The sequence below is a fragment of the Flavobacterium sp. genome, assembly GCF_035195345.1.
Taxonomy (GTDB): Bacteria; Bacteroidota; Bacteroidia; order Flavobacteriales; family Flavobacteriaceae; genus Flavobacterium.
On record NZ_CP136574.1, the window covers coordinates 1,910,196 to 1,933,851 of the forward strand.

21 protein-coding genes are annotated in these 23,656 nt (G+C 32.9%); 13 read left to right on the forward strand and 8 right to left on the reverse strand.

The genetic code is table 11. The features are described from left to right. The first annotated feature begins 74 nt into the window (after positions 1–74). The 8 genes from RSE15_RS09205 (at position 75) to RSE15_RS09240 (ending at position 9,851) form a co-directional block, all read left to right on the forward strand. Entirely contained in the window at positions 75–2,852 is a 2,778-nt protein-coding gene (locus RSE15_RS09205) for a VPS10 domain-containing protein (protein WP_324067869.1), read from the forward strand. Between the two features lie 4 nt (positions 2,853–2,856). After that, positions 2,857–3,708: a ChaN family lipoprotein gene (locus RSE15_RS09210; protein WP_324067871.1), complete on the forward strand. Its 852-nt coding sequence runs from the start codon at positions 2,857–2,859 to the stop codon at positions 3,706–3,708. Positions 3,709–3,734: 26 nt separating this feature from the next. Continuing rightward, positions 3,735–4,607 carry a hypothetical protein gene (locus tag RSE15_RS09215; RefSeq protein WP_324067873.1) on the forward strand — a complete coding sequence of 291 codons (873 nt, stop codon included), beginning with the start codon at positions 3,735–3,737 and terminating at the stop codon, positions 4,605–4,607. Between the two features lie 175 nt (positions 4,608–4,782). Then, positions 4,783–5,664, forward strand: coding sequence for a succinate dehydrogenase cytochrome b subunit (locus tag RSE15_RS09220; RefSeq protein WP_324067875.1), 882 nt, complete (start codon positions 4,783–4,785; stop codon positions 5,662–5,664). A gap of 18 nt (positions 5,665–5,682) precedes the next feature. Next, on the forward strand, positions 5,683–7,692 hold the full coding sequence (locus RSE15_RS09225; RefSeq protein WP_324067877.1) for a fumarate reductase/succinate dehydrogenase flavoprotein subunit: 2,010 nt from the start codon (positions 5,683–5,685) through the stop codon (positions 7,690–7,692). 6 nt (positions 7,693–7,698) lie between these two features. Next, positions 7,699–8,460 carry a succinate dehydrogenase/fumarate reductase iron-sulfur subunit gene (locus RSE15_RS09230; RefSeq protein ID WP_324067878.1) on the forward strand — a complete coding sequence of 254 codons (762 nt, stop codon included), beginning with the start codon at positions 7,699–7,701 and terminating at the stop codon, positions 8,458–8,460. 173 nt (positions 8,461–8,633) lie between these two features. Continuing rightward, complete coding sequence (locus RSE15_RS09235) at positions 8,634–9,086, forward strand: hypothetical protein (RefSeq protein ID WP_324067880.1); 453 nt, start codon at positions 8,634–8,636, stop codon at positions 9,084–9,086. Beyond that, the gene (locus RSE15_RS09240; protein ID WP_324067882.1) at positions 9,087–9,851 is read left to right on the forward strand and encodes a nitrilase family protein; all 765 of its coding nucleotides are present in this window, start codon (positions 9,087–9,089) and stop codon (positions 9,849–9,851) included. It begins immediately after the preceding gene. Here RSE15_RS09240 and RSE15_RS09245 read toward each other — a convergent pair. Both RSE15_RS09245 and RSE15_RS09250 read right to left on the reverse strand, forming a co-directional pair. Beyond that, positions 9,848–11,449 carry an Ig-like domain-containing domain gene (locus tag RSE15_RS09245; RefSeq protein WP_324067884.1) on the reverse strand — a complete coding sequence of 534 codons (1,602 nt, stop codon included), beginning with the start codon at positions 11,447–11,449 and terminating at the stop codon, positions 9,848–9,850. The genes RSE15_RS09240 and RSE15_RS09245 overlap by 4 nt on opposite strands. 67 nt (positions 11,450–11,516) lie before the next feature. Further along, complete coding sequence (locus tag RSE15_RS09250) at positions 11,517–12,200, reverse strand: ComF family protein (RefSeq protein ID WP_324067886.1); 684 nt, start codon at positions 12,198–12,200, stop codon at positions 11,517–11,519. A gap of 61 nt (positions 12,201–12,261) precedes the next feature. On the opposite strand from RSE15_RS09250, the gene RSE15_RS09255 reads away from it, so the two are divergent. The 4 genes from RSE15_RS09255 (at position 12,262) to RSE15_RS09270 (ending at position 15,589) form a co-directional block, all read left to right on the forward strand. Then, positions 12,262–12,999 (forward strand): DUF8428 domain-containing protein, encoded by a 738-nt coding sequence (locus tag RSE15_RS09255; protein ID WP_324067888.1) that lies wholly within the window; start codon positions 12,262–12,264, stop codon positions 12,997–12,999. A 63-nt stretch (positions 13,000–13,062) separates the two neighbouring features. Then, positions 13,063–14,604 (forward strand): glycine--tRNA ligase, encoded by a 1,542-nt coding sequence (locus RSE15_RS09260; protein WP_324067890.1) that lies wholly within the window; start codon positions 13,063–13,065, stop codon positions 14,602–14,604. Between the two features lie 506 nt (positions 14,605–15,110). Further along, entirely contained in the window at positions 15,111–15,317 is a 207-nt protein-coding gene (locus tag RSE15_RS09265; RefSeq protein WP_324067893.1) for a type II toxin-antitoxin system RelB/DinJ family antitoxin, read from the forward strand. Next, positions 15,317–15,589, forward strand: coding sequence for a type II toxin-antitoxin system RelE/ParE family toxin (locus RSE15_RS09270; protein ID WP_324067895.1), 273 nt, complete (start codon positions 15,317–15,319; stop codon positions 15,587–15,589). The genes RSE15_RS09265 and RSE15_RS09270 overlap by 1 nt, the downstream gene beginning before the upstream one ends. A 389-nt stretch (positions 15,590–15,978) precedes the next feature. On the opposite strand, the gene thiL is transcribed toward RSE15_RS09270, so the two are convergent. After that, positions 15,979–17,025: a thiamine-phosphate kinase gene (gene thiL / locus RSE15_RS09275; RefSeq protein ID WP_324067897.1), complete on the reverse strand. Its 1,047-nt coding sequence runs from the start codon at positions 17,023–17,025 to the stop codon at positions 15,979–15,981. 79 nt (positions 17,026–17,104) lie between these two features. After that, complete coding sequence (locus RSE15_RS09280) at positions 17,105–17,596, reverse strand: regulatory protein RecX (protein WP_324067899.1); 492 nt, start codon at positions 17,594–17,596, stop codon at positions 17,105–17,107. Positions 17,597–17,703: 107 nt separating this feature from the next. On the opposite strand from RSE15_RS09280, the gene RSE15_RS09285 reads away from it, so the two are divergent. Beyond that, positions 17,704–19,092: a dipeptidase gene (locus RSE15_RS09285; protein WP_324067901.1), complete on the forward strand. Its 1,389-nt coding sequence runs from the start codon at positions 17,704–17,706 to the stop codon at positions 19,090–19,092. 49 nt (positions 19,093–19,141) lie between these two features. On the opposite strand, the gene RSE15_RS09290 is transcribed toward RSE15_RS09285, so the two are convergent. The 4 genes from RSE15_RS09290 to RSE15_RS09305 all read right to left on the reverse strand — a co-directional run bounded on the left by RSE15_RS09290 (position 19,142) and on the right by RSE15_RS09305 (position 23,639). Beyond that, on the reverse strand, positions 19,142–20,074 hold the full coding sequence (locus RSE15_RS09290) for a bifunctional riboflavin kinase/FAD synthetase (RefSeq protein ID WP_324067902.1): 933 nt from the start codon (positions 20,072–20,074) through the stop codon (positions 19,142–19,144). Between the two features lie 77 nt (positions 20,075–20,151). After that, the gene (locus RSE15_RS09295; RefSeq protein WP_324067904.1) at positions 20,152–22,233 is read right to left on the reverse strand and encodes a M43 family zinc metalloprotease; all 2,082 of its coding nucleotides are present in this window, start codon (positions 22,231–22,233) and stop codon (positions 20,152–20,154) included. Between the two features lie 91 nt (positions 22,234–22,324). Then, complete coding sequence (gene pth, locus RSE15_RS09300) at positions 22,325–22,945, reverse strand: aminoacyl-tRNA hydrolase (RefSeq protein ID WP_324067906.1); 621 nt, start codon at positions 22,943–22,945, stop codon at positions 22,325–22,327. Between the two features lie 91 nt (positions 22,946–23,036). Beyond that, complete coding sequence (locus tag RSE15_RS09305) at positions 23,037–23,639, reverse strand: 50S ribosomal protein L25/general stress protein Ctc (protein ID WP_324067907.1); 603 nt, start codon at positions 23,637–23,639, stop codon at positions 23,037–23,039. Positions 23,640–23,656: the final 17 nt, after the last annotated feature.

Below are 23,656 nucleotides of genomic sequence, written 5' to 3' on the forward strand. Positions count from 1 at the left end.
GAAAAGTTGTTAAATACTTTAGAAATTTTGTAGAAGCGTAATATTTTGGCTAATTTTCAACAAAATTTTTCAAGATGAAGCAAATTACACTACTGTTTTTATTGATTGTGCAATCAACAATTGCTCAAAACACTTTATTTAATCAAGTGGAAGCTAAGAATATCGGTCCAACGATTATGAGTGGTCGTGTGGTAGATTTGGCAGTAAATCCAAAAAATCCAACCGAGTTTTATGTTGCTTATGCTTCTGGCGGACTTTGGTATACAAACAACAACGGTACTTCTTTCACTCCTGTGATGGATTCGGCTGCATCGGTAAATTGTGGTTCGGTTACTGTAGATTGGAAATCAGGAACCATTTGGGTAGGAACAGGTGAGGTGAATGCTTCACGCTCTTCTTATGCAGGAATAGGCGTTTTAAAATCTTCAGATAAAGGTAAAACTTGGGAAAATTTAGGATTGAACGATTCGCATCATATTAGCCGAATTTGGGTCAACCCAACTAATTTGAATGAAATTGTAGTAGCGGCTGTTGGACATTTGTATACAACGAATAAAGAACGCGGTATTTACAAATCAACTGATGGCGGAAAATCGTGGAAACAAACTTTGTTTGTAGCGGAAGATACTGGAATTATTGACTTAGCGGTTTCGAAAAATAATCCAAAAATCATGTTTGCGGCGTCTTGGCAAAAAGATAGAAAAGCGTGGCATTTTGATGGTGATGGAGAAAAATCAGGTATTTATAAAAGTGAAGATGGCGGAACTTCTTGGAATTTAGTTACCACAAAAGAAAGTGGATTTCCTGCCAATGAATGTGTGGGAAGAATTGGTTTAGCATTATTCAGTGAAAAGGTAATTTATGCCGTTGTTGATAATCAGAACAAACGGCCAAAAACAGCTTCAAAAAATAAATTAACTACAATGTTAGCTTCGCCAGGAGCTGATTTCATGGAAATTTCTAACAAAGAATTAAATCGTGCTTTGAAAGAAAGTGGTTTTAGAGATAAATACCGTGCGGAAAACATTAAAAATTGGGTTGCCAATAACAATATGGAACCATATGAAGTTTTAGCAATTCTTTCTGATGCGAATAAAGCATTGTTTGAAACGGAAGTAATTGGTTGCGAAGTTTACAAGTCCGAAGATGGCGGGAAATCTTGGAAAAGAACGAATCAGAATTTTATTGATGATATGTTTTATACCTACGGATATTATTTTGCAAACATTTCGGTAGATGAGAACAATCAAAATCGTGTTTATATAGGTGGCGTTCCGTTATTGTTTTCCGAAGATGGTGGAAAAACATTTGCTGCAATTTCAAAAGAAAATGTACATGCCGATCATCACGTAACTTGGATCAATCCCGAAAATCCAAACCACATTATTAATGGAAATGATGGTGGGGTAAATATTTCGTACGACAACGGAGCACATTGGATTAAATGCAACAACGAAGCGGTAAGTCAGTTATATGCAGTGAATGTAGATTACCAAGAAAATTATAATGTATATGGTGGGATGCAAGACAACGGCGTTTGGTTTGGACCTAATAATTATTCGCACAATGTTGCTTGGCATCAAGAAGGAAAATATCCATATCAGGAATTAATGGGTGGTGACGGGATGCAAATTCAAATTGATAGTCGCAATCCAAATGTGGTTTTTACAGGTTATCAATTTGGGAATTATTACAAAATCAATCAAAAAGAGGGTAAGTTTGATTTTATCTCTCCAGCCGCTCCCAAGGGAGAAAAACCTTATCGTTTCAATTGGCAAACCCCAATTTTGTTGTCATCGCACAATCAAGATATTTTGTACATGGGATCGGAATTTTTACACCGTTCTATGAATCAAGGGGAAACTTGGGAAAAGATTTCGGGTGATTTAACCAATGGTGCTAAAGAAGGAAACGTGGCTTTTGGAACGATAACTACCATTTCGGAAAGTAAATTTCAATTCGGATTGCTTTACGTAGGTTCGGATGATGGAAAAATATATGTTTCGAAAGATGGCGGTGTTTCTTGGCAATTGATTTCTGGTAATTTACCTCAAAACTTATGGGTTTCAAGAGTTGTAGCTTCGTCTCACAAAAAAGAACGAGTTTATGCCACATTAAACGGTTATAGAAATGATATTTTTGAAAGTTATGTTTTTGTTTCGGAAGATTTTGGTTCGAATTGGACTCCAATTTCAAACGGATTAACGCAATCGGTTAATGTAATTGTTGAAGATTCAGCAAACGAAAATATTTTATACGTTGGAACTGATAATGGCTTATTTATTTCATTAGACAAAGGCATAACTTGGCAAGATTTTTCTAACGGAATGCCAAATGTGGCGGTTCATGATGCAGTTATTCAAACGAAAGCAAAAGAATTAATCGTTGGAACTCACGGTCGTTCTATTTATAAAATGGATATTTCTAAAGTGCAAGAATTAACTAAGGAAGTTCTGGCTAAAAATCTTCACGTTTTTAAAGTGAATGATAGAACAAAATCTGAGCGTTGGGGAACTCAAAATTACGCGTGGGGAAAAACCAGTGAGCCTTCACAAACGATTTGGTTTTACTCAAATGTTGATGGAGTTGTGAATGTTGCTATTACAAATGAAACAGGAATGGTTGTGCATACTCAAAAAGTAGCAGCAAAAAAAGGATTGAATTCATTTGCGTATGATTATTCGCTATCAGAAGAAGTTGCTGAAAAGTGGAATAAAAAAGATAAAAACATCAAAATAAAAGAAGCTGAAAATAAGAAGTTTTATTTGCCTGTTGGGAAATATAAAATAACAGTTTCAAAAGATAAAGTAACAGAAATCAAATCATTTGAAGTTATAGCTCCAAAAAAATAAACAAATGAAAAAAATAGTATTGAGTGTTTTTCTTTGCGCAACAATTATAACTTTTGCACAAGACAAAAAAGCGTATCAAATTTTTGATAAAAACGGTAAAAAAACGTCGTATGAAAAACTCTTAAAAGCTGGAGAAAAATCGGATGTTGTTTTGTTTGGCGAATATCATGACAATTCTGTTGTGCATTGGTTGCAACTAGAATTTACTAAAGATTTAGCAGAAAAGAAAGCATTAGTTTTAGGTGCCGAAATGCTAGAAGCTGATAATCAAACGCAAGTGAATCAATATTTGAATGGAGAAATCAATCAAAAACAATTGGATTCAACCGCACGTCTTTGGAAAAATTATAAGACCGATTATAAACCTTTAGTTGATTTTGCAAAGGAAAAGAAATTCCGTTTTATTGCAACAAATGTACCTCGAAGATATGCTTCGTTAGTGTTTAAAAAAGATTTAGTGGCTTTGGATTCGCTTTCTGTTCAAGAAAAGTCATGGATTGCGCCTTTACCAATTGAATTTGATATTAATTTACCAGGTTATAAAAGTATGATGGGTATGCAAGGCGGTCATGCGGGTGAAAAAATGCCAAAAGCGCAAGCCATAAAAGACGCTACAATGGCTTATTTTATTCATAAAAACCGAACCGAAAATAGCGTTTTTGTTCACTATAACGGAACGTATCATTCTGATAATTATGAAGGAATTAATTGGTATTTGAAAAAATATGACTCTGGCATAAAAATTGTAACAATTGCAACTGTAGAACAAAAAGATTTGTTAAAATTAGAAACAGAACATTACAATAAAGCCGACTTTATTCTCGTTATAGATGAGGATGTTACAAAAACGTATTAAAAGCGTCTTTAGTAAAAAGAATCAATATGAAAAAAATAGTTTTTTTAATCGCTGTAATTTTTGCTGGATTTTCTTTTTTCTCTTGTGAGGATTCAGATGATAAAGTAGAAGATCCTTATTTAATTGTGAAATTTCAGTTTGATCCTAATCAAATTCGTTTGAATAATTTGGGACAACCTTCAAGTGTGGCTCCTGGAAATGCAGCACAATCACCCAATTTTAATGAAATATCAGCACATTATTTTGAATTAGCTCCTACTGCTTTTACCCAATTAGGAGACGGAACAATTTTATATCATGCGCCAGAAACTACAGAAGGTGGCGCTGTTGCAATAGATTTTGATCAAGCAATTATTGTGGGAGAAGGCGAGGCTTTCTTAAAAATTCCATTAAGCGAAGTAGCACAAGGAAACTATGAATATGTTCGTATTTCATTGGCTTATCAAGATTATAACATTTCAATCAGAAATAATAGCACCGATTACGATGGAAGGCTAACAAGTTTTGTGGGATATAACACCTTTATTAATACACATACAATTGGAAGTAATTCATTTCCTGTAAACGGTAATCGTTTGCAAGGATATTGGGCTTTTGCATTGAATAATTTTCCTTATGCAACATCTGGGCAAGCGCCTGCTGGAGCAACTACAGTTCCAAATCCAATTGCATCTACTTCTCCAATTCCTGCAGGGTCATGTGTAGTAACTGGAAAATTTAACGAAAATCTTATTATTAATGGCAATGAAACTAGAGATGTTGTAATCACTTTATCGCTTTCCATAAATAAAAGTTTTGAATGGCGTGAAGTGACAGCTGATGGAAAATACGAGCCATCAATTGGTGAAAATGTGGTAGATATGGGTTTACGAGGATTAATTCCAACCTATACTAAATAATTATTTCGCTAAAATACTATACATTTTACTTTTTTAATTCTATAATGTGCTGATATTCAACAGAAGTTAAATTATTTTAAATTCATTATAAATTAGCTACAAAAGGTTGTGGTTAATTTCAAATAGCTGTATTTTTGTTTTGATTTTTTTAAAACTAGTACAATCAAATAAAATTATGGCAAAATCAGCACTATTAAAGTCATCTATAGTTAAAAAATACTGGATGGCTCTTACAGGTTTATTTTTATGCTTGTTTTTGGCGGGGCACTTGGCAGGAAATCTTCAGTTGATTTTTGGGACAAGTAAGCAGTTTAATGAATATGCATTATTCATGACCACCAATCCGGCAGTTAAGTTACTTTCTTACCTTACTTACATTTCAATTTTATTCCATGCAATTGATGGAATTATGTTAACTATCCAAAACAAAAAAGCAAGACCAATTGGTTATGCTAAAACAGACGGTTCTTCTAGTAGTCTAGCTTCTAGAAACATGGCGGTTTTAGGAACTGTGATTTTGGTGTTCATTGCTACACACATGGTAAACTTTTGGGCAAAAATGCATTTTGATAAAAATATGCCTTTAGTTACCAAAGAGATGGACAATGGAATGGGTCAAAAGCAAGTGCAATTAGTGGGAACAAAAGATTCTCAAATGCCATTTATGCAATTAGATCAAAACGGAAAATTATCTAAAGAATTTTTCGAAACGATTAAAGCACAAACACAAGGGCAGTACGATTTAGAAGTGCAAGACATTACTAAAATTGTTAACAAAAAAACAGGTGAAGTGATTTTTGAAGGCTACAAAGATTTGTATAAACTTACAGTAGATTTCTTTAAAGATGCTAAATACGGTTTGTTTTTTACCATTGGTTATGTGTTAGCTATGTTGGCTTTAGCTTTTCATTTATGGCATGGATTCCAAAGTGCTTTCCAATCTTTAGGAGTAAACAATAAATTTACGCCTACAATCAAGTTTTTCGGTAGAGCATTTGCAATTGTAGTACCACTATTGTTTGCAATTATTCCAGTTATCTTACACTTTAAAAAATAATCAACATCAGTATATATTATGAAGTTAGATTCTAAAATACCAGCAGGTCCATTAAAAGACAAATGGACCGATCATAAAAATCACTTAAAATTAGTTGCTCCAAATAATAGACCAAAAATCGATATTATTGTGGTTGGAACTGGTTTAGCAGGTGCTTCTGCTGCTGCTTCTCTTGGAGAAATGGGTTACAATGTAAAAGCATTCTGTTTTCAAGATTCTCCTCGTCGTGCACACTCTATTGCAGCGCAAGGAGGTATCAATGCAGCAAAAAATTATCAAAATGATGGTGATAGTATTTACCGTCTGTTCTATGATACTATTAAAGGTGGTGACTACCGTGCGCGTGAAGCAAATGTTCACCGTTTAGCTGAAGTTTCTGGAAATATTATCGACCAATGTGTGGCACAAGGAGTTCCTTTTGCTCGCGAATATGGTGGAATGTTAGATAACCGTTCGTTTGGTGGGACGCAAGTACAACGTACTTTCTACGCTGCTGGACAAACAGGACAACAATTATTATTAGGCGCATATTCTGCTTTATCAAGACAAATCGGGTTAGGACGTGTAAAAATGTACAACCGTCACGAAATGTTAGATTTAGTTAAAGTTGATGGAAAAGCTCGTGGAATCATTGCCCGTAATTTAGTTACTGGAGCTATAGAAAGACATTCGGCTCATGCTGTTGTTATAGCTTCTGGAGGTTATGGAAACGTGTATTTCCTTTCTACTAATGCGATGGGAAGTAATGTAACTGCAGCATGGAAAGTTCACAAACAAGGTGCTTTATTTGCAAACCCATGTTATGTTCAAATTCATCCAACCTGTATTCCAGTTCATGGAACTAATCAAGCAAAATTGACTTTGATGTCTGAGTCGTTGCGAAATTCAGGACGAATTTGGGTGCCAAAAACAAAAGAAGATGCAGCTGCGGTAAGAGAAGGTAAATTAAAACCATCGGATATACCTGAAGATGCAAGAGATTATTACTTAGAAAGAAAATATCCATCTTTTGGAAATTTAGCACCACGAGATATCTCTTCTAGAGCAGCAAAAGAAGTTTGTGATGAAGGTAGAGGAATTGAGTCTAATGATACTAATGAAGGCGTATTTTTAGATTTTTCAACCGAAATACAAACAAAAGGAAAACAAGCAGCTTTTGCTAAAGGAAATCATAATCCAACTCCTGAAGAAATTATTTCATTAGGGAAACAATGGTTAAAAGAAAAATATGGGAACTTGTTTACCATGTATCAAAAAATTACGGATGAAAATCCTTATGAAACCCCGATGAAAATTTATCCAGCAGTGCATTACACTATGGGTGGTGTTTGGGTTGATTATAACTTACAATCTACAATTCCTGGTTGTTTCGTAGCTGGAGAAGCTAATTTCTCTGACCACGGAGCAAATCGTTTAGGAGCCTCTGCTCTAATGCAAGGATTAGCCGATGGTTATTTCGTTTTACCATACACTATTTCTAATTATTTAGCTGATGAAATCAGAACGGGTAAAATTACTACTGATGCTCCAGAATTTGCTGAGGCAGAAGCTAGAGTAAAAGATTCAATCAGCAAATTCTTAAACAATAAAGGTTCTAAATCGGTAGATTATTTCCACAAAAAATTAGGTTTGATTATGTGGAATAAAGTAGGAATGGGACGTAATGAAAAAGGATTAACGGAAGCAATCGCTGAAATAGCGGAATTGAAAGAAGATTTTTATAAAGAAGTGAATGTTCCAGGAAGCAATGACGAGTTGAACCCTCAACTTGAAAAAGCTTTAAGAGTTGCAGATTTAATTGATTTAGGTCAATTAATGGCAATGGATGCTTTACAACGTAAAGAATCTTGTGGAGGTCATTTCCGTGAAGAATACCAAGATGCTGAAGGCGAAACACTACGTGATGATGAGAATTTCTCATTTGTAGGAGCATGGGAATATAAAGGAGCCGATATTACAAAAGAAGAACTTCATAAAGAAGAATTGAAATACGAGTTTATTAAAATTGCAGCTAGAAATTACAAATAAAATATTATGAGTGCAGCAAAAAATATCAATATAAACCTTAAAATTTGGCGTCAAAAGAACGCTAGTTCTAAAGGGAGCATGGAAACTTATAAATTAGATAATGTTTCTACTGCAAGTTCGTTTTTGGAAATGCTAGACCAATTAAACGAGCAATTAATTAACGAAAGAAAAGAACCAGTTGCCTTTGATCATGATTGTCGTGAAGGTATTTGTGGAATGTGTTCTTTATACATCAACGGACGTGCTCACGGACCTGATACTGGAATTACCACGTGTCAGTTACACATGAGAATGTTCAACGATGGTGATACGATTTACATTGAACCATGGAGAAGTAAAGCATTCCCTGTAATCAAAGATTTAGTGGTAGATAGAACCGCTTTCGATAGAATTCAGCAAGCTGGAGGTTTCGTATCGGTAAATACTTCGGGAAATACGATTGATGCTAACTCCATTCCAGTTCCTAAAGTTGATGCAGACAAAGCGTTTGAAGCAGCTGCATGTATTGGTTGTGGTGCTTGTGTGGCGACTTGTAAAAATGGTTCTGCGATGTTATTCGTAGGAGCTAAAGTGTCACAATATGCATTATTACCACAAGGTAAAGTAGAAGCTACACAACGTGTAATGAATATGGTTCGTCAAATGGACGAAGAAGGTTTCGGAAACTGTACAAATACTGGAGCATGTGAAATCGAATGTCCAAAAGGTATTTCGTTAGAAAATATTGCTCGTATGAATAGAGAATTTTTAAAAGCTTCTTTAAAATAATACCATTTTGTAATTAACTTCGTTCTGTTTGAGTTAAAAACTCTCGAGTCTGACGAAGTAAAGAATCTAAAACGCATTCATTCATTTGGATGCGTTTTTTTGTTTTAATTATTTCTTAAACATTCTTAAATGAAAGAATAAAATGGTATTTTTAACCTTATAAATTAGTATATATGAAAAAGCTATTTCTTTTGTTTTTCTTTCTTTTTTCAATTGTTGTTTTTTCGCAAAGTAGTGTTTTAGTGCTACAAAATTTAAACACAAAATTTACTATAGAGATTAAGGAACACAAGCGCATTAAAGTATGGACAAAAGATGGGCAAAAATTGTATGGAAGATTTACAATAAAAGATTCCACAAGTATTATAATTGAAGAAAAAGTGTTGCTACTAGAAGACATCATAAAAATGAAGAAAAAATCACTTTTTGGAACCATAGCAAATCCTGTTTTTATTGTTTATGGTTCTTTCATGATAATTGCTGGCGTGGTTACAGTTGGTACTGGAGGTTGGGGTGCAATTATTGGAGGAAGCTTCATTATTGGAGGAATGCCATTGGTTTTAATACCGTCAATTTCAAATAAACATTCCATACAAGATTGGGAGTATTCAATAAAAATAAGATAAATGAAAGTAGCTGTTTTTCAAACCAAATTAGCTTGGGAAAACCCAACAGTAAATCGAAAATTCATTGAAGAATATTTTTTAAATGAAGACGAATCGTTTGATTTATTCGTTTTGCCCGAAATGTTTACTTCTGGTTTTACCATGAATCCAACCGCTGTAGCCGAAACAATGGAAGGCACAACGATAACGTGGTTAAAGGATTTAGCTAAAAAGAAAACATGCGCTATTACGGGTAGTTTAGTAATCAAAGAACACGAAAAATTCTACAACCGAATGGTGTTTGTTTTTCCGTCGGGAGAAGTTCAATATTACAACAAACGACACCTTTTTACTTTGGCAGGAGAAGATAAAATCTATACTAAAGGCTCTGAAAAAGCAATTGTAAATTATAACAATTGGAACATTTGTTTGCAAATTTGCTACGATTTACGATTCCCGGTTTTTGCTAGAAATGTTGAAAATTATGATTTATTACTATATGTTGCTAATTGGCCAAAGCCGAGAATTAACGCCTGGGACGCTCTTTTAAAAGCCCGAGCTATAGAAAACATGTGTTACACTATTGGGGTTAACAGAATAGGGGAAGATGCCAATCAATTAGAATATCCTGGACATTCTAAAGCGATTGATTTTTTAGGGAATACGTTGATAGACTGCGAAAATGAATTAGGTGTTTTTATCTTTGAATTGGATAAAAACACGCAAAACGAGGCACGTGAAAAGTTTAATTTTCTATATGATAGGGATTATTTTGACATTCACTAATCTAATATAAAATCTTGTTCTACATCCCAATTGGCTCTAACATCAATCAGTTTTGGGAAGTAAATAATTTCTTCTGCTTGTTTTTTGGCTAAGTAGTCGCCTGTATCCCATTCGTTATTTGCATTATCATCAAAAATGATTCTTAGCGTATAAAGTCGGGGTTCAATGGTTTCAAAATAGATGCTGGTTTCCTTGGTTGCTATAGCCGAATAAAGCAACACATCCTTGTCCAATAGCTCCACAATAAAAGGAAAGCGTTTTACATTGGTTAAATTTATTTTTAAATTGCCATAATCTGCAATTTGTTTGGTAGTTACAGTATATTTTAGAGTATCATTTTCTTTGTTATAAAAATCTTTTATGGCACCAGGCAAAAACTCTACAGTGTATTTCTCATCTTCTTCTTTTTTGAAATCGAAGGCAACTTCTTGTTCAAAATCTAAGATTTTAGAAGTGAAATTTAACACAACAGAATCTTTATTTCGGAATGTTATTTTAGAATTGTCTAAAGCAGAAATAGGTGTTTTAGACTTAATAACAAAAGAATCCCTAAAAGCTAAAATTCCTCCTGTTTTCTTTTCAATTTTTAATGAGTCAGATTCTTTTAGGTCTTTAAGTTTAGTGCTAAATGATTTGGAAAATTGACCATTTGTTACCGAAATTTGGATAGAATCCATTTTCATATTTGGGTAAAAAATTTGAACGGAATCTTTATTTTTTTCAGGAAATTTTACCACTTTAATGGGCACTTCTTTGTTGTTGTAGGAAGCGGTAATTTTAGTGTTTTTAAAATCTCCTTCGTAGCCTAAGAAAAGTTTATTGTTGCTTTCTTGTGTTGGTTTTTCAGCTTTAAATTTTTTCTTTTCTTTGAACAATTCTAATTCAAACATATCTGAGGTAGGAATTGTAACAGCATAATCCAAAAACCCTATTTTATCAACTGTAGGATTATAAATATTATTACTAGATACGTCTTTCATTGCGACAATTTTGTAGCTTCCTTCTTTAAGGTTTTCTAAAGAAAACACTTTTAAACTATCTAAGGTGTTAGTAACATACAGCGGTGTTTCTTTATATACGGTAGAATCAGTAAAGGTTTTGGCATCATACAACATGATTGAAACAAAATTATCTGGTTTTTGCTCAAATGCATCTTTTATTTTGCCTACAACCGTTAAAGAATCTATATAACTTCCTGTAGAAAAAACGTATTTAAATTGAGAATATGGATTCCCTTCATTATTGTCGGTAATGCTTTGTCCAAAATTGAAACTATACGTTGTGTTTTCCTGTAAAGTATCGATAATTTTAATGGAAATAAATTTACTAGCACTTCCTTGAGGAATAACTACAGGTTGTTTTTTCATGGGAGGTGAAATAATCAACTGTTTGTTAATGTTCTTAACCTTGATTAGTTCATCAAAATTTATTTTTATTTCGGTTCCTTTAAAATTAGTAGAAAAATTTTCAGGTGCGCTATTAATTATTTTCGGTGCAATTGTATCCTTATCGCCACCAGTTATTGTGCCTCGTTTGGCGCAATTTGTTAATAATAAAAGGCTTGCTAATAAAAAGGTTATGTTTTTTAACTTTGTCATCGTATCAAATAATGAAGTTACAAAATAACAACTATAATTAGTGTAAACATACAAATTTTAATAATTTTTATGATTGTGTATAAGCAATAGTAACAATGCTAACTTTGCTGTTTGGAATTTTTAATAAGGCTTTTGCACAAGCTTCTAAAGTAGCGCCGGTTGTCATTACGTCATCAACAAGTAAAAAATGTTTGTTGTGATCTGCTTCGGTATAAGTTACATCAAATAAAGCGTTTGAAATTTCTTTTCTGTTTTCTTTGTCTTTTTTGGTTTGTGTTTTTGAATAGCGGTTTTTTAACAATAAAGTAGTATTGTAAGGAATTTGTAGTTCATTTGATAGTGCTTCGCAAAAAGTAGTCACTTGATTATAACCTCTTTCTTCTAGTCTTTTTTTGTGAAGCGGTACAGGAATTATTTCAGAAAACATTTTTACTTTTGATATAGCTTCTAAATCTTTAGCGTACCATCTTCCTAGTAAAGTGCCAATTTCTTGATGATTTTTGTATTTTAAATTGTGTATCAAATTTTGAACGATTCCTTTTTTATGAAAATACAGCATGGCAGCACTAAATTCGAGCGGAATTATACCGTAAAATTTTGTTGTTGTTTCATTGTTTTTTAATAAATGATGATTCGTATGAGGCAAGCTGTGATTGCAAGCACTACAAATCGTTTGTTCATTGGATAATAAAAGTGAATTACAACCTAAGCAAAGTTTAGGAAAAAACAAGTTTATCAGGTATTTTAGCATTTTATCGGTTATTTATAAGGGCATTAAAATATTTTAAATAAATTTATAAAAAATTTATAAAATGACTCATCGAAAAAGTAAAATAATAAAAATAAGCGCATTAATTTTAATGCTTCTATCCTTGTTTTTAAGCATTAAATACTACAAAGTTTCCGATGAATTTGATAATTATATAGTTACATCTGAGTTAGAAAATAAAATTTTAGACAGCCAGCTCACAGAAATTTTACATAAATATGATTCTATCAGTTTGAAAAACAGAGTTGATAGTATTCGATATAACGAGGAAATTAAGTTAGCTAATTCAAAGTTTAGATCATTTGAAGATTCAATAGAACGTTATGTTAAACAAAAGCAATCATTTGATATTAAAAAAGGTTTAGTTAAATCTGATGAAAAAACCACCATAAAAAATGATAAGCTTATTGCATTAAATATTAATGCCAAAGGTGTTAAAATTTATTCTGATAATTACAACTCAAATGATTCTAAAATTCAGCAATTAAGAGTTTGTTTTACATTAGAAGAAAATAATTTGATAGCATCTGGAGAAAAAATCATCTACATTCAAGTGGTTAATCCAAAAAACCAGATTATTTCTTCAGGAAACACTTCTGTTGAGTCCGTTAAAAATGTTAAACTACAATACAGTGCATCTGTTAATGCCAATTATAAAAAATACGATACGGATGTATGTACTTATGTTAATTTAGAACAAAAGAAAACTATAAAAGGAAAATACACAATTAATATTTATCACGATTTTGCTAAAATTGGCACTTCTTTTTTTGAATATTAACATTTCTTATTTTTATTCCCTAATTTCTTTTCTTTATTCCATTCCTATTTTTACTTTTGCACTATGGCAAAACAAGACGATATATTTAAGAATGTAGTTTCGCATGCAAAAGAGTACGGATTTATTTTTCCGTCAAGCGAAATTTACGATGGTTTAAGCGCGGTATATGACTACGCCCAAAATGGTGTGGAGTTAAAAAAGAACATCCGCGAATATTGGTGGAAAGCAATGGTGCAAATGCACGAAAATATTGTAGGTTTAGACGCTGCAATTTTGATGCATCCAACTACATGGAAAGCTTCAGGTCACGTAGATGCTTTTAACGATCCATTAATTGATAATAAAGATTCTAAAAAAAGATACCGTGCCGATGTTTTAATTGAGGATTACGCCGAAAAATTAAATCAAAAAGCACAAAAAGAAATTGACAAAGCACGCGAACGTTTTGGCGCTTCCTTTGATGAAGAGCAATACAAAACTACGAATCCACGTGTGATGGAATACTTGTCTAAAAAGAAAGAAATTCTTGAAAGAATGGCGCGTTCTTTAGAGACCGAAAACCTTGCTGATGTAAAAGCTTTAATCGAAGAATTAGAGATTGCTTGTCCAGATAGTGGTTCAAAAAATTGGACCGATGTGAAGCAATTCAACTTAATGTTCGGAACAAAATTAGGAGCTTCTGCTGAAAACGCAATGGATTTATACTTGCGTCCAGAAACAGCTCAAGGTATTTTCGTAAACTTTTTAAACGTTCAAAAAACCGGTCGTATGAAAATTCCGTTCGGGATTGCTCAAACAGGTAAAGCGTTTAGAAACGAAATTGTTGCAAGACAATTTATTTTCCGTATGCGTGAGTTTGAACAAATGGAAATGCAGTTTTTCGTGAAACCAGGAGAAGAAATGAAATGGTACGAATACTGGAAAACAACACGTTTAAATTGGCATTTATCGCTTGGTTTAGGAAAGGAAAATTATCGTTTCCACGACCATGAAAAATTAGCTCACTATGCTAACGCTGCGGCTGATATCGAATTCAATTTCCCATTCGGATTTAAAGAATTGGAAGGAATTCACTCGAGAACCGATTTCGATTTAAAAGCACACGAACAATTTTCAGGTAAAAAATTACAATATTTTGATAACGACACGAATTCAAACTATACACCGTATGTCGTAGAAACTTCAGTTGGTTTAGATAGAATGTTCTTAGCGGTTTTCTCTAAAGCGTTACAAGAAGAAACGTTAGAAGATGGTTCAACTAGAACAGTTTTACGTTTGCCTTCAGTTTTAGCACCTACAAAAGCAGCAGTTTTGCCATTGGTTAAAAAAGATGGTTTGCCAGAAGTTGCCAATAAAATCATCGAAGATTTAAAATGGGATTTCAATGTCGCTTACGATGAAAAAGATGCGGTAGGAAGACGTTACAGAAGACAAGACGCTTTAGGAACGCCATTCTGTATTACGGTTGATCATCAAACCTTAGAAGATGAAACAGTAACAATCCGTCACAGAGATTCTATGCAACAAGATAGAGTGAAGATTTCAGAATTACGCAATATCATCAATAATGAAGTTTCTATGCGAAACTGGTTGATGAAAATGTAATCAAAGTATTAAGATTTAAGTACTAAGAATTAATACAAAACCCAAAATTTCATTTGAAATTTTGGGTTTTGTATTTTCTAATGTATTCGGTTTTCCAATAGCTTCATTTCGAGTATTTTGTATTTGGAAAGCCTTAGATTTTCAAATACAAAATGTATCGAGAACAACTGAAAATAAATCGTTGCTATAGTTTTCGATACAATTTTATAAACCAAAAATTAGCATTTTTACTTCATAAAATCACTCGAATCGACGGTGGTTTTATATCGTTACTATAGTTCTGAAAAATCAGTTTTCCAATAGCGTCATTTCGAGTGTTTTGTATTTGGAAAGCCATAGATTTACAAATACAATATGTATCGAGAACAACTGAAAACAAATCGTTGCTATAGTTCTAAAAAAGAAATTCACAGTTGTCATTTGAATATGCCTCCAAAAGTTAAACATTTTTAGGGGTATTATTTTTGGAATAAATTTTGTATATTTGTTTGTTAAAGACTACTATTATGGAAGTAATTATAAAATTTGACCAACGTAAAAAAGAGACTAAAGCACTGCTTGAGTATCTTAAAAGTTTACCATACATAAAGGTTGAAACCCATGAACCTCGTTATAATGCTGCAACTGAAAAAGCTATTCAAGACGCCAAAAAGGGAATTGGTGTAACCGAAGTAAAAAGTGTAGATGAGTTGTTTAAGAAATTAAGCGCATAGTGTATTCTATTTCATTTACTAATAAGTTCAAAAAAGACTACAAACTTTGTGTAAAGCGTGGTTATGATATTGAAAAATTACAAACAGTAATTACATTATTAAAAGAAACTGGAAAGTTGCCAGCACAATATAAACCTCACAAATTATCGGGAAATTATACTGGATTATGGGAATGTCATATAAAACCCGATTGGTTATTAGTTTGGTTGCAAGATGATAACAAACTAACACTAATCCTTACAAATACTGGAACTCACAGCGATTTATTTTAGTTGCTTATTTGCCGAACTGTATTGTAGAAAATCAATAAAAATTACTTGTAAATATCTGTTTTAGGACGAGCCAAAAATCACCTTATTAGTTCTCGATACAATTTACAAAGCAAAAATTAGCATTTTTCCTTCATAAAATCACTCAAATTGATGGTGGTTTTATATCGTTCCTATAGTTCTACTAAATCAGTTTTCCACTTTCGTCCCTTCGAGTGTTTTTCATAAAATTGCCTTAGCTATTTTGTAAAAAATGTATCGAGAACAACTGAAAACAAATCGTTACTATAGTTCTCGATACAATTTTACAAAGCAAAAATTAGCATTTTTCCTTCATAAAATCACTCCAAGTGACGTTTGATTAATTCGTTTCTATTGTTTTTTACTGAAAATTACTCACTTAAAGCATTCCATCCTCTAGCTTTCAATTCAATCTTCGTATTCGCTCTGGTAATTAAATGATTCCCTTCTTGAGCATCAACCATGTGTCCGATGATGGTGAAATTTGGATTCCCTTTAATTTTGTCAAAATCTTCCATGGCAATGGTGAATAACAATTCGTAATCTTCGCCACCGCTTAAGGCTATTGTGGTAATGTCTAAATTGAATTCTTCACACACATTAATCAACTGCGGATCCACAGGAATTTTCTCTTCGTATAAATTACAACCTACATTACTTTGTTTGCATAAATGTAAAATTTCAGACGATAAACCATCCGAAATATCAATCATAGCAGTTGGTTTAATTTCTAATTTTTCTAATAATTCTTTAACATCGTTACGTGCTTCTGGTTTTAACTGACGTTCGATTAAATATGTGTAATCATCTAAAACGGGTTGGTTGTTTGGATTTACTTGGAATACTTGTTTTTCGCGTTCTAAAACTTGTAATCCCATGTAAGCCGCACCAATATCGCCAGAAACGACTAATAAGTCGGTTACTTTTGCGCCATTTCGATACACAATATCTTCTAAATTAGCTTCACCAATAGCTGTAATACTAATAATTAATCCTTTTTGAGAAGAAGTCGTATCACCACCAATTACATCCACATTGTATATTTTTGAGGCCAATGCAATACCTTCAAATAATTCTTCCAAAGCTTCCAATGGAAAACGATTCGATACTGCTATCGAAACCGTAATCTGTTTTGGAGTCGCATTCATGGCGCAAATATCAGAAACATTGGCTACAACGGCTTTGTATCCTAAGTGTTTTAAAGGCATATACGCCAAATCAAAATGAACACCTTCTACTAATAAATCAGTAGAAATTACCGCTTTTTTATCGCCAAAATCTAATACAGCTGCATCGTCTCCAATGCTTGTAAGTGTTGACTCGTGTGTAATGGCAAAGTTTTTAGTTAAATGTTCAATTAAGCCAAATTCACCTAATTGCGACAAACTGGTTCTTGATTGGTCTTTATTTTCTAACATGGATTATTTTTTTTGCAAAGATAGGGTTAATGTGTCAATTTGACGATATGCCAATGAGTCAATTATTCGACACATTGCCTCATTGGCACATTGTCTCATTGTCTAATTCATTCAACTTCTCATAAATCAAATTCGTTTCATAGCCTTTACGAAGTAAGAAATCTACAAATTTTTTATTCTTTTTTGGGCCTTTTGGCGCGGTAATACTTTCCCAATTTTTCTCCGCTAATTTGTGGAAATTTTCTATATAAACAGTCTCAGGAATCTCTTTTAAAGCAGTTTGAATATTTCGAGAAGAGATGTTTCGAAATTTTAATTCGTTTACAATGCGGTTTTTACCCCAAAATTTATAATTGTGTTTGCCGCGAACAAAACTCTGGGCAAATCGTTCTTCATTGATGAAATTATTTTCGATAAGATAGGTTAAAATTTCATCTTTTTCCGATTGATTACGACTAAACGAATACAGTTTTTCTTCTACTTCTTTGTAACAACGCTCTTGGTAAGCGCAGTAATATTCCATCTTAGCTCGAATTTCATCTATATTTATTGGTTTAAAATCCCTTTTCATATGCTGTATTTTTTCAAAAATAAGTAATTTACCGCTACTTTATAGATTATTACATTGAGTTTTGTTATTTATTTTTTCGTATTTTTGAACTTTATCAATTCAAAAAAATGGACAATATAAAACAATACGTTCAAGAAAATAAAGAGCGTTTCTTAAATGAATTAATTGAGCTTTTAAAGATTCCTTCTGTAAGTGCGGATAGTGCTTATGCTCATGATGTGGTAGTAACTGCCGAGGCTGTAAAAGAAAGTTTAGTAAAAGCAGGATGTGATTTTGTAGAACTTTGCGAAACACCAGGTTATCCGATAGTTTACGGAGAAAAAATAATAAATAAGAATTTGCCAACAGTTTTAGTGTATGGTCATTACGATGTGCAACCACCAGATCCAATGGAATTATGGACATCACCACCCTTTGAGCCTGTTATTAAGACTACAGAAATTCATCCAGAAGGCGCTATTTTTGCGCGTGGTGCATGTGATGATAAAGGTCAAATGTATATGCATGTGAAAGCTTTTGAATACATGATTCAAAATAATTGCTTGCCATGTAATGTAAAATTTATGATTGAAGGTGAGGAAGAAGTAGGTTCAAAAAGCTTGGGTTGGTTTGTAGAAAGAAATCAAGAAAAATTGGCTAACGATGTAATCTTAATTTCGGATACTGGAATGATTTCAAATCAACAGCCTTCTATTACAACAGGTTTGAGAGGTTTGAGTTATGTTGAGGTAGAAGTTACAGGACCTAATAGAGATTTACACTCTGGTTTATATGGTGGCGCAGTTGCAAATCCAATCAATGTGTTGACCAAAATGATAGCTTCGTTACACGATGAAAATAATCACATTACTATTCCTGGTTTTTATGACAAAGTAGAAGAATTATCGGCTGCTGAAAGAGCTGAAATGGCAAAAGCCCCTTTTTCATTAGAAAAATATAAAAATGCTTTAGCTATTGACGAAGTTTATGGAGAAGCAGGATATGTAACTAATGAAAGAAATTCTATTCGTCCTACTTTAGATGTAAACGGAATTTGGGGTGGATATACTGGTGAAGGAGCTAAAACAGTTATTGCAAGTAAAGCATTTGCTAAAATATCAATGCGTTTAGTGCCAAACCAAGATTGGGAAGAAATTACTCTGTTATTCAAAAATCATTTTGAAAGTATCGCGCCAAAATCGGTTAAAGTAAAAGTAACGCCTCATCATGGAGGACAAGGCTATGTTACACCAATTGACAGCGTTGGATATAGAGCGGCAAATAAAGCTTATACAGAGACTTTTGGAGTTCCTGCTATTCCAGTTCGTTCTGGGGGTAGTATTCCTATTGTTGCTTTATTTGAAAAAGAATTAAAGTCTAAAACGATTTTAATGGGATTTGGATTAGATAGTGATGCAATTCACTCACCCAATGAACATTTTGGAGTTTTCAATTACCTAAAAGGAATCGAAACCATTCCATTATTCTACAAGTATTTCACTGAAATGACAAAATAAAAAAAAATTCCCGATGTTCATCTACATCGGGAATTTTTTAGTAAAATAGCTAAATCAAATTCTTAAGATAGTTTTGAGAAAAAGCTTTGTCGTGTTCAAGTTGGATTTTTAATTCATCAATGTTGCTGAATTTTTGTTCTTCTCGAATGTGTTTCAGTATAGAGATTTGTATATTTTCTCCATAAATATCCTGATTTAGTTCAAAAAAATGAACTTCAATGGTTTGTTCGTTATCACCAATAGTTGGGTTGTTTCCAATGTTCATCATCCCAAAATAAACAATATTATTTATAGCACTAGAAACAACATAAACGCCATTTTTAGGCAGTAATTTGTAGTTTTCATTTATCTCGATATTCGCTGTAGGAAAACCTATAGTTCTTCCTATTTTTTTACCTTCAATCACTTTTCCCGAAATAAAATAGGAATAGCCTAAATATTGATTGGCTAATTTAACATCGCCTTCTAATAAAGCTTTTCTAATTTTAGTGGAACTAATTGCAATTTCATCAATTTCTTCAGCACCAATTTGTGCTACTTCAAAATCATATTTTTCGCCAAATGAAATCAAATCATTAATATCAGCGGTTCTGTTTTTTCCAAAACGATGATCATAACCAATAATAATTTTATGGATGTTTAATTGGTCTACTAAAATGTTTTTTACAAATTCTTCAGCAGATAAATTAGAAAAAGCGGTATCAAATGGATGAATAATTAAGGCGTCAATTCCGTAATTTTCAAGTAGTGTTGCTTTTTCATCAATGGTGTTTAATAATTTAATAGCAACGTCTTGTTGTAGTACCATTCTTGGGTGAGGAAAAAAGGTAAGGACAACTGTTTCATATGCTCCTTTATTTGTTGCTTGAGTCAATTTATCTAGTATAGATTTATGTCCTAGATGAACTCCGTCAAAAGTACCAATTGTTACAATTGTTTTTCTTGAACTGGTAAAAGATGTAAGTGAATTGTATATTTTCAAAATGATAATTTAATGCAAAGTAAAAAAAGGATTGAACGCATTCAATCCTTTTTTTACTTTATAAATATTTTATAAAATTAATTTTTTATAAATTTTAAAGTTTTAGATCCACCTCCAATAGTTAAGTTTAAAAAATAAACACCATCAGCATAACTAGAAACATTGACATTTAAATCAGATTCAGATTGAATTGATTTTCCATCTATTCTTTGTCCAAGATTATTGTATATTTCGATTTTTCCAGTTCTCTCAATTCCATCAGGAACATTAATTGTGAAAAATGAATTAGAAGGGTTTGGATATAAACTCACATCTTCTAACAAACTAAAGGTGTCTGTTGAAAGCGAAGCATTATTTGTAAAATAACTTACTCTAGAAATTAAAGTATTATTAGGGTTGCCGCTAGCAACAAAATCAGTTACATTTACAACTGTTGTGCTTCCAGCAGTTACAGTGTAGAAACCTTGTCCTGTGCCATCAAATAATCCATCACCCCAAGAATCACTAACTGTTAAATAATAACAACCATTTGCTGGTAAATTCCATACTTGATTTGTAACTAAAGGAAATGTTCCTCCTGTTGTTTGGTCGGTATATGGACCCCCACTATATAAAGTAGTTCCAGCTTGATTTTTTAAAGTCCAAGTTGTTTCACTACCATAGGCATCTCCTGTTAAATTGAAAGTGAACGAAGTTGAATTAGCATAAGCTAATGAACCGCTAGTTCCAAATGTTTTAGTTGCAGTATTGTTAGTAGTTCTTTGGTCAGTTGTTCCGTTTGCGGATGCTATTGATACAGTTAATAATCCATTAGCTGTTGAGTTTGTTAAAGTAACTAAAGCATATTTATTCGGCGCAAGATTTCCAGTCCAGTTTTGTGTATAGTTGGTTCCACCATTCATGTTGTAGCTTAATGTAGCAGCAGTTAAATTTGAAGTTCCTCTGTTATACAATAAAACAGATTTTGCAGGAGAAGTAGGATTAGGAGTTGTACAAGTAGGTTGCACAGAACCACCACATAAGTTTTCAATTTTTACTTCAGCATCTGTTGCAAATAATGGTATTGCTTGGTCTTTATTAGATGTTCTTAAGTCTTTTCTTCTTGGGAATCCAGTAAGAGTACTCATAACAGCTGTTATTCTTGCTTTTTGATTAACAGTAAAAATATTCATACAAGAGTCATCAGTATAATCCATATAGTTTGCAATCATATCGCTAGCACCTGTTGGACACGAATTAGTCGCTGTACAACCATAATTAGCAGTAGCTACTGCAGGTGTGTCTGCACATAAATCCCCTGCTGTTGCATTCTCTCCTGAACAACCTCCTTGGAACGTGTGGTAAAGCCCTAAGAAATGACCTACTTCATGAGTCATAGTTCTTCCTTGGTTGTAAGGAGCTGAAAAATTTCCTGCAGGATAAATACTCTGACTTCCAAAATAACTGTAACCAGCGACAACTCCATCTGTATTTGCGGTTGTCGTTCCGGTGCTTGGGAATTGTGCATATCCTAAAAGGTCTGCAGATGTTCCGCCAAAATTAACAGACCACATATTCATGTATTGAGTAGGGTTCCAAATTGTTGTTGGTTTTACAGTAGAGTCTATAGTACCCATTTCCCAGTAGGCTTGGCACAAGTTAACTCTGTTAATTCCATTCGTTGGATTTCCGTTAGGGTCAACTTTTGCTAATACAAATTCAATTTGTACGTCGGCACCAACAGCATTATTATTAAATCCAGGGGTTCCTGCCATTCTTCTGTAATCTTGATTCATTACAGTTATTTGTGATTGCACCTGCTCGTCTGTTATGTTTTCATTAACACCATAAGCATCACCATTGTGAATTACATGCACAACAACTGGAATGTAAATTATTCCGCCAGCTTCAGAATTAATTTCGTTTAAATAGTCTTTATTATTTGATTTATTGCGGGAAGCAAGAAAAGTCTCAAATTGTTCTCTATTCATCCTTTCGGGATGATTTGCCTGTAAAAACGCTTCGTATTCATCTGTAGCGCATCGAATATGACCATCAGGACTTCTTTTTTCAGAAGTAAATTCATTTCCAAAACGCACAGCTTTCTTTTTTACTTGACCTACTATGTTGATAGAAAATAAGAAAGTTAAATAAAATAAGAATAATGTAATTTTTTTCATGTTCAATTATAGTTTGATTATAGTTTGTTGACAAATTTATTAAATTAAAATAAAAAAACTATTTTTTTATTAAATAAATTTGTATTATGCATTATTTTCCATTAAAAGTATTCATGGTATTGTTTAAACCAGCTAAGGCAAACGATTTTACTATTTCTGAACTGATTTCAAGTCTTTCTTTTAGTTTTTCTTTTTCTTCAGCATCCCATTCGCCCAAAACATAGTTGACTTGTTGTCCTTTTTTAAAGGCATCACTAATTCCAAATCTAAAGCGTGGATATTCTGATGAGTTTAATAGTAATTGAATGTTCTTAAGCCCGTTATGACCGCCATCGCTTCCTTTGGTTTTTATTCGGATGGTTCCAAAAGCTAAATTTAAATCATCTGTTATGACCAACATATTTTCTTTTTCAATGTTTTCTTTTTCTAACCAATATTTAACCGCTTTACCACTCAAATTCATGAAGGTATTTGGCTTCAATAACAATAAAGTTCTCCCTTTTATTTTTAGCTCGGCAATTTCACCCAATTTTACTGTTTGAAATGAAATGCCTTCTTGGATGGCTATGTAATCTAAAACTTTAAAACCAATATTGTGTCTTGTGTTTGCATATTCTGAGCCTATGTTTCCAAGCCCAACGATTAGAAATTTCTTCATTCGAATAGTGTCTTCTTGTTTGTTTTTCTTAAATAGAGTTAAAAACCAGTTCATGAGGTAAAAGTAGTACAAAGTTTAGAAAGTTGAAAGCATAAAAAAAGCACCAGTAAAAACTGATGCTTCTTTTGTATAGTTTGTAAAGAAATTATTTTTTCTTTTTTCCACCTTTTTCTGCTTTTGCAGCTTCTTGAGCAGCTTTCATTGCAGCACGAGAAATTCTTACTTGACAAACAACAGTGTTGTCTGGGTGCATTAATTTGAAATTGTTTGTTTCTAATTTAGTCACATACAATTTATTACCCATTTCTAATTCAGAAATACTTGCTTCAACAAAGTCAGGTAAGTTTTTAGGTAAAGCTTTCACTTTTAAACGACGTTGGTTTAAACGCAAAACACCTCCTAATAATACCCCTGGAGAAGTTCCAGTGATTTTAACTGGTACTTCCATGATGATTTCTTTGTCATCACTTAATTGGAAAAAGTCAATGTGTAAAATTTTATCAGAAACTGGGTGAAACTGAATGTCTTGCATAATTACATTATAAGACGCTCCGTTTAACTCAATTACAACTGTGTGTGCGTTTGGAGTGTAAACTAAATCTTTAAATGCTCTTTCGTCTGCAACAAAATGAACTGGCTGATTTCCTCCGTAGATAACGCAAGGAACCATTCCAGCATCACGTACGGCTTTAGTTGCCTTTTTACCTACGTTTTCTCTTTCTGATCCTTTAATCGTAATTGATTTCATTGTAAAATATATATAAT

Excerpts from the sequence above, each read along its gene's own strand:
- RSE15_RS09205 (WP_324067869.1), top strand. The coding sequence starts at position 75 with ATGAAGCAAATTACACTACTGTTTTTATTGATTGTGCAATCAACAATT.
- RSE15_RS09210 (WP_324067871.1), top strand. The coding sequence starts at position 2,857 with ATGAAAAAAATAGTATTGAGTGTTTTTCTTTGCGCAACAATTATAACT.
- RSE15_RS09215 (WP_324067873.1), top strand. The coding sequence starts at position 3,735 with ATGAAAAAAATAGTTTTTTTAATCGCTGTAATTTTTGCTGGATTTTCT.
- RSE15_RS09220 (WP_324067875.1), top strand. The coding sequence starts at position 4,783 with ATGGCAAAATCAGCACTATTAAAGTCATCTATAGTTAAAAAATACTGG.
- RSE15_RS09225 (WP_324067877.1), top strand. The coding sequence starts at position 5,683 with ATGAAGTTAGATTCTAAAATACCAGCAGGTCCATTAAAAGACAAATGG.
- RSE15_RS09230 (WP_324067878.1), top strand. The coding sequence starts at position 7,699 with ATGAGTGCAGCAAAAAATATCAATATAAACCTTAAAATTTGGCGTCAA.
- RSE15_RS09235 (WP_324067880.1), top strand. The coding sequence starts at position 8,634 with ATGAAAAAGCTATTTCTTTTGTTTTTCTTTCTTTTTTCAATTGTTGTT.
- RSE15_RS09240 (WP_324067882.1), top strand. The coding sequence starts at position 9,087 with ATGAAAGTAGCTGTTTTTCAAACCAAATTAGCTTGGGAAAACCCAACA.
- RSE15_RS09245 (WP_324067884.1), bottom strand. The coding sequence starts at position 11,449 with ATGACAAAGTTAAAAAACATAACCTTTTTATTAGCAAGCCTTTTATTA.
- RSE15_RS09250 (WP_324067886.1), bottom strand. The coding sequence starts at position 12,200 with ATGCTAAAATACCTGATAAACTTGTTTTTTCCTAAACTTTGCTTAGGT.
- RSE15_RS09255 (WP_324067888.1), top strand. The coding sequence starts at position 12,262 with ATGACTCATCGAAAAAGTAAAATAATAAAAATAAGCGCATTAATTTTA.
- RSE15_RS09260 (WP_324067890.1), top strand. The coding sequence starts at position 13,063 with ATGGCAAAACAAGACGATATATTTAAGAATGTAGTTTCGCATGCAAAA.
- RSE15_RS09265 (WP_324067893.1), top strand. The coding sequence starts at position 15,111 with ATGGAAGTAATTATAAAATTTGACCAACGTAAAAAAGAGACTAAAGCA.
- thiL (WP_324067897.1), bottom strand. The coding sequence starts at position 17,025 with ATGTTAGAAAATAAAGACCAATCAAGAACCAGTTTGTCGCAATTAGGT.
- RSE15_RS09280 (WP_324067899.1), bottom strand. The coding sequence starts at position 17,596 with ATGAAAAGGGATTTTAAACCAATAAATATAGATGAAATTCGAGCTAAG.
- RSE15_RS09285 (WP_324067901.1), top strand. The coding sequence starts at position 17,704 with ATGGACAATATAAAACAATACGTTCAAGAAAATAAAGAGCGTTTCTTA.
- RSE15_RS09295 (WP_324067904.1), bottom strand. The coding sequence starts at position 22,233 with ATGAAAAAAATTACATTATTCTTATTTTATTTAACTTTCTTATTTTCT.
- pth (WP_324067906.1), bottom strand. The coding sequence starts at position 22,945 with ATGAACTGGTTTTTAACTCTATTTAAGAAAAACAAACAAGAAGACACT.
- RSE15_RS09305 (WP_324067907.1), bottom strand. The coding sequence starts at position 23,639 with ATGAAATCAATTACGATTAAAGGATCAGAAAGAGAAAACGTAGGTAAA.